This is a genomic window from Actinoallomurus sp. CA-150999, assembly GCF_050942425.1.
Classification (GTDB): Bacteria; Actinomycetota; Actinomycetes; order Streptosporangiales; family Streptosporangiaceae; genus Actinoallomurus.
Map to the genome: position 1 here is coordinate 5602985 of NZ_CP192063.1, position 5544 is coordinate 5608528.

General features: G+C 64.7%; 6 protein-coding genes. All 6 read left to right on the forward strand.

What is annotated here, in order from left to right; translation table 11 throughout:
- The first annotated feature begins 6 nt into the window (after nucleotides 1–6).
- The 6 genes from ACQP2O_RS26045 (at nucleotide 7) to ACQP2O_RS26070 (ending at nucleotide 5535) form a co-directional block, all read left to right on the forward strand.
- Nucleotides 7–333 carry a WXG100 family type VII secretion target gene (locus ACQP2O_RS26045; RefSeq protein WP_433190339.1) on the forward strand — a complete coding sequence of 109 codons (327 nt, stop codon included), beginning with the start codon at nucleotides 7–9 and terminating at the stop codon, nucleotides 331–333.
- A gap of 52 nt (nucleotides 334–385) precedes the next feature.
- Entirely contained in the window at nucleotides 386–709 is a 324-nt protein-coding gene (locus tag ACQP2O_RS26050) for a WXG100 family type VII secretion target (RefSeq protein ID WP_433190342.1), read from the forward strand.
- Nucleotides 710–833: 124 nt separating this feature from the next.
- Nucleotides 834–1298 (forward strand): type VII secretion system-associated protein, encoded by a 465-nt coding sequence (locus ACQP2O_RS26055; RefSeq protein WP_433190345.1) that lies wholly within the window; start codon nucleotides 834–836, stop codon nucleotides 1296–1298.
- Between the two features lie 55 nt (nucleotides 1299–1353).
- Entirely contained in the window at nucleotides 1354–4647 is a 3294-nt protein-coding gene (locus ACQP2O_RS26060; RefSeq protein WP_433190347.1) for an AAWKG family protein, read from the forward strand.
- 62 nt (nucleotides 4648–4709) lie between these two features.
- A complete protein-coding gene (locus ACQP2O_RS26065) occupies nucleotides 4710–5180 on the forward strand; it encodes a YbaB/EbfC family nucleoid-associated protein (RefSeq protein WP_433190350.1) in 471 nt (156 codons plus the stop codon).
- The gene (locus ACQP2O_RS26070) at nucleotides 5173–5535 is read left to right on the forward strand and encodes a hypothetical protein (protein WP_433190353.1); all 363 of its coding nucleotides are present in this window, start codon (nucleotides 5173–5175) and stop codon (nucleotides 5533–5535) included. The genes ACQP2O_RS26065 and ACQP2O_RS26070 overlap by 8 nt, the downstream gene beginning before the upstream one ends.
- Nucleotides 5536–5544 lie beyond the last annotated feature (9 nt).

Here is a 5544-nt window from a genome sequence, read left to right on the forward strand (position 1 = left end):
GCAGGCATGCAGCAGTCAGAGGTCAGGGCGACGAAGAACGGCGTTCAGGCCCTGGAGATGGCGTACACCGGGATCACCAAGATCAAGCAGGACGTCGAGTCCACCCGCTTCAACCTGGCCTCCGGGTACAAGGGCTCGGACGGCCAGGCGTTCCAGGACCTCGTCAACTCCTGGGAGCAGCAGGCGGACGTCATCCTCAAGAACCTGCAGGACATGGTCGACAAGCTCAACCAGACCCTCACCTCGCAGCACCAGCAGCAGGGCTCCAGCAACGACCAGATCAACCAGGGCTATCAGCAGGCTCAGTCCGTCTTCAACGCCCTCCACGGCTGATCCCCCGGAACGATCCCGGCGCTTTCCCTCCCGACGCGAAACGAGGACACCGATGAGCGACGACTTCACCGACGGTTTCATCTACGTCGACTACAACCACATGGGCAACGCCGCCGACGACCTGGTCTCCCAGACCAAGGCCATCGCGCAGACGATCTCCAACATGGAGATGGAGCTCGCCGAGCTGAAGAAGCAGTGGATCGGTGACGACGCCCAGACCTACAACCAGAAGCAGCAGGCCTGGGACAACGCGATCAAGTCGATGGAGCAGATCCTCACCAGCCACTCGCAGCTGCTCGACGAGATCTCCGGCAGCTACAAGTACAACGAGAACAACCTCAGCCAGATGTGGTCCGAGGTGCGGATCGGCGGTTGACCGCCCGTCTTCGGTCGCCCGTCACGCGGGCGGCCGAAGACGGTCGGCATGCGGACACCGAAATCCCCGGCCGTGAACCGGAACGGCCGGCAATGGAACTGACAGACCTCGGAAGAGCGGAGCCATGGCGGACAAGACAAAGCTGGCGCTGGACAAGACCTCGCTGCAGAACTTCGTCAACCACGACATCGCCAACTTCAAGGACTCCCTCGACAAGATCGCGCACAAGACCGACACGCAGGGGACGCCGCCGATCGACTTCCTTCTGGGCAAGGGAGAGAGCACCTCGGAGAATGATTTCTATCGGCTCCACGCGCCGCTCGCGATCGGCGCGCTGGCCAAGGACACGGGCACCGGTGGCAAGGACATCGTCGATCACATCACCGCGTCGGCGGGGTCCATCTCCGATATCTACAAGAAGCAGATCAAGCTCTTCACCGATCTGGAGAAGTATCTCAACGCCACGATCACCAAGCTTATGGACGCCCAGCACGACTCCCTGACGAAGATCGACGGGAAGGCCTTCCTGGACGGCCTGGGCACGGTGCCCAGCGACTTCCAATCGACCGGCGGCGACCAGACCACCTGAGCCGTACTGGGCCATCCCCTTTCTTCCGACGCCAAGCATTCGATGGAGAGCAGATATGGCGGACCCCGCAGGAGACAAGCCTCCAGCCTCTTCGGTGAACGACCATTGGTATGACGCCATCACGCTGCTCACCGGCTACAAGCCGTCTGCCAAGCGCGGCGAGATCTTCAAGGACAATCTCTACGGCAACGATGACATCCCGCTGATGAAGGTGGAGATCGACACCTCGGGTGCCTCGCCGACCAACGCGGAGATGGAGGCCATCAATGACATGTCCTGGCGTTCGAGGAACTCCGGCTGGCGTATCAACGACACCGACTTCGTCGTCCCCTTCTTCGGTCCGACCGACAACTCGTCGGCCAGTACGCTGTCCAAGGGAACCGAAGTGCACATGCGCAGGGCGCGCATCACCCTGCTCGGCACCGATTCGGCGCACACCATCCCGCACGGGGGTGTTTCCCTCGGCTCGGAGTTCGGTGCGGGATCGCACCTCATGCCGGACGGTTTCAAGGGATGGAACTCCAAGCCGCTCGCCCAGTACAGCTACGGCGGTGGCCTCGCGCTCGAAAAACTGATGTACGAGCCGTACTCCACGCAGGGCTTCTCCTTCAACGACGTGCCCGTCGACGACAACGACGCCGTCGACCTCAAGGCCTTCGACCGGGCCGCGCTGGCTTACAACCGGGCGGCGCTCTTCTTCTCCAACGCCAGGGCGACGATCCAGCAGTGGGAGGACGCACTAGGGTCGGAGGACGCCACCTGGCGCGGCCAGGCGGCCGGCGTCTTCTGGGACATCATCCACCAGTTGGGCATCAACTATCAGAATTACACGGATGCTCTTTCGGTCGGTGGTTTGGGTCTTTCCAAGGTCGCTGTGGAGTTGATGGGCGCGAAGTCGGGTTTTCAGAAGGCGATCGAGGACCTCTATTGGGTCTGGAGCGACTGGGCGCTCCGGATGGGTAATCCGCTTCGGTGGCTCTACGACATCCTGTTCGACATCACCGACCAGATCTGGCTGAACAACATCACCAAGGTCCGGTGGCACGAGAGCTACGGCTATGAGTCTTACGACAGTTGGAATCAGATCGATGAGGACGGGTGGAGCGGCGACGCGACGACGAAAATCGGTGCGAAGAATTACGGCCCCCTGAACTCTCTCACGACGTGGAAGGCGATCGGTGAGGAGGCCATCAGTCGCTGGCAGGGCTCCACGAACGACTACCTGGGAAAGGCCGCCCAAGAGGCGATTCGCGCCATCAATAACTCCTGGACCAGCGTTCCCGACAGCATTCCCAAGCTCACGACCGTCCAGATCAACCTCGCCGCGGACCTCCAGGCGGACAAGGCGCAGGCCGCGCAGGACAAGGCGGATAAGGCCGCCGCAGACGCCAAGAAGAACCAGGAAGACTGGGAGAAGAAGCAGGAGCAGTGGCGCAAGGAGGACCAGGAACACCAGAAGGAGATCGAGGACGAGCAGAAGAAACAGCGCGATGAGGACCTGAAGCACCAGAAGGAGCTGGAGGACGAGCAGAAGAAACAGCGCGAAGAGGACCTGAAGCACCAGAAGGAGCTCGAGGACGAGCAGAAGAAGGAACGCGAAGAGGACAAGAAGCACCAGGAGGAGCAGGAGAAGAAACAGGAGGAGGAACAGAAGAAGCAGCAGGACGAGGCCAGAAAGCAGTACCAGGAGCAGCAGGCGCAGCAGAAGGAGCAGCAGGACGAGCAGAAGAAGCAGTACGAGGAGCAGCAGAAGCACCAGGAGGAGCAGGAGAAGAAGCAGGAAGAGCTGCAGAAGCAGCAGCAGGACGAGGCCCGGAAGCAGAACGAGCAGCAGATGGCGCTGCAGATGCAAATGCGGAAGGAGGACCAGAAGAAGCAGGAAGAGCAGGAGAAGAAGCAGGAGGAGCTGCAGAAGCAGCAGCAGGACGAGGCAAGGAAGCAGTACCAGGAGCAGCAGAAGCAACAGCAGCAGCAACAGGACGAGCAGAAGAAGCAGTACGAGGAGCAGCAGAAGCAACAACAGGAGCAGGAGAAGAAGCAGGAGCAGCTGCAGAAGCAGCAGCAGGACGAGGCCAGAAAGCAGTACGAGCAACAGCGCAAGGACCAGCAGGAGCAGGAGAAGAAGCAGGAGGAGCAGCAGAAGCAGCAACAGGACGAGGCCAAGAAGCAGTACGAGCAACAGCGCGAGGATCAGCAGGCGCAGGAGCGGAAACAGGAGCAGCTGCAGAAGCAGCAGCAGGACCAGGCTCAGAAGCAGTACGACGAACAGCAGAAGCAGCAGAAGGACATCGCCAAGCAGTACCTGCAGCCGGGGTCCCACGAGATCGTGCAGCCGGGCTCGTCGCAGCTGCAGCCCTCGCAGCTGAACACCCACGTGGTTCAGAACCCCGACGGCAGCCTCACCACCGTCTACGGCGACCACAACGGGGCCGGCATCGGTTCGCAGACGGGGCATCTCCAGCCCGGACAGGTCCAGAGCCACTCGACCCTGAACCCCGACGGCACCATCACCACCGACTACAGCGACGGCAGCTCGACGACCGTCAACCCGCACACGGGGCTTGAGACGACGATCCACCCGGACGGGTCGACCACCACCGACCACCTGACCCACGGCCACACGCTGACCAACCCGGACGGAAGCCGGACGACGGTCAACCCCGACGGGACCGTCACGACCCGCTACCCGGACGGCAGCTACACCACGGTCAACCCGCAGGCGGGCACCGCGGTCACTCACGAGCCGAACGGTCAGACCCTCACGACCCCGCTCGGCCGCGACGGCGTGTCGCTCCCGGGCGCCGGCATTCCTCTCGGCAACGGTGCGGCGTCCTACTACGAGCCCGCCCTGCACGACCTGCCGAGTTCCGGGAGCCCGCTGGGAGCTCCCTCGGCGGCGCTCGGCGGCCAGACCGGGGATCCCACCACGTTCCCGGTCGGCCAGTCCGGCGGAGTGCTGCCACCCGCCACGCGCCTCGACGGGACCACCACCGGCGGTGCACCCGCCGGAGGGGCAGGGGGGCCGATGGGCGGCATGGGCGGCATGGGGGGCATGGGCGGCGGCGAGAAGAACGGCAACAGCGAACGGGTGCGCCAGGTCTACGAGGACGAGGACATCGCCCCCACCGACGGCGGATCCCTCGGTCGTCGCACGCGGAGGAGCCGCGGCTACGAGGACGCGGTGCCGGGGGCGAAGCGCACTCCCACGAGTTCCGCCTACGACCCGTACTCGGGGACCGGGGATCACCGCCAGACGGAGAGCGGCGACCGCGAGCGCGAGGGGTGGGTGCCGGAGGAAGAGGACGTCTGGGGCACGGACGAAGGCGGAGCGCCGGCCGTCATCGGCTGAGCACGGCGGAGCCGGCCGGACCGGGCCCGGCGGTGACCTGGTACAGGGGAGGAGAACAGGCGATGGAGACCGAAGAGTCGATGGAGAAGCTCCTCGCGGAGGCGAGGGAGCGTCTCGAGTCGACGAGGGCCGCGGTGGCCCGGGCACGGGCCGACCTCAGCAGTTCGTCATCGACGGCGCGGTCCAAGGACCGCTCGGTGGAGGTGACCGTCGGCCCGCAGGGCGAACTGCAGCGGGTCAAGTTCCTGGACGAGAAGTACCGGACGATGGAGGCGTCGCAGCTGGCCGCCTCGATCGTCGAGGCCGCGAACAAGGGCCGGGCGACCATGGCGCGGCGGGTGATCGACACCTTCTCCGCGCTGACCCCGCCCGCCGACGACGCGCCCGACGGCCTCCCCGGCTTCAAGATCAACTTTGAGGAGATCTTCGGGTCGGCCCTGGCGGCCGGGCGGCGTGGACGGGGCACCGCGCGCGGCGGTAGGCCGTCCGCGAACCTGCACGACGAGATAGTGGAGGACGGCAACGATGGGTGAGACGGGCAAGTACACGGCGGACCCGGCGAAGGCCGAAGCGGCCGTCGAGGCCATGGAGAACCTCGCGAACCACGTCTACAACATGGCCGCGCGGTTCCGTAACGGCGTCAACTTCGATGTCTTCGGCAACGACCAAGCCTTCGGCGCCCCGGCCAAACGGGCCGCGATGCAGCTGGTCGACCAGATCGCCACGGGCACCGAGGCGGCGAGCCGGGTCCTGCTGGCCACCCCGATGGGGCTGCGGGCGAACCAGAGGAGCGTCCTGAACCAGCAGTTCCGGGTGCTCACGGCCGTCCAGGACGCCAACAGCCGGGGCGGCTGGCGGACGCCGGGAAGCTTCGGCGGCAGGGGGTAGACGCCGACC

Excerpts from the sequence above, each read along its gene's own strand:
- ACQP2O_RS26045 (WP_433190339.1), top strand. The coding sequence starts at position 7 with ATGCAGCAGTCAGAGGTCAGGGCGACGAAGAACGGCGTTCAGGCCCTG.
- ACQP2O_RS26050 (WP_433190342.1), top strand. The coding sequence starts at position 386 with ATGAGCGACGACTTCACCGACGGTTTCATCTACGTCGACTACAACCAC.
- ACQP2O_RS26055 (WP_433190345.1), top strand. The coding sequence starts at position 834 with ATGGCGGACAAGACAAAGCTGGCGCTGGACAAGACCTCGCTGCAGAAC.
- ACQP2O_RS26060 (WP_433190347.1), top strand. The coding sequence starts at position 1,354 with ATGGCGGACCCCGCAGGAGACAAGCCTCCAGCCTCTTCGGTGAACGAC.
- ACQP2O_RS26065 (WP_433190350.1), top strand. The coding sequence starts at position 4,710 with ATGGAGACCGAAGAGTCGATGGAGAAGCTCCTCGCGGAGGCGAGGGAG.
- ACQP2O_RS26070 (WP_433190353.1), top strand. The coding sequence starts at position 5,173 with ATGGGTGAGACGGGCAAGTACACGGCGGACCCGGCGAAGGCCGAAGCG.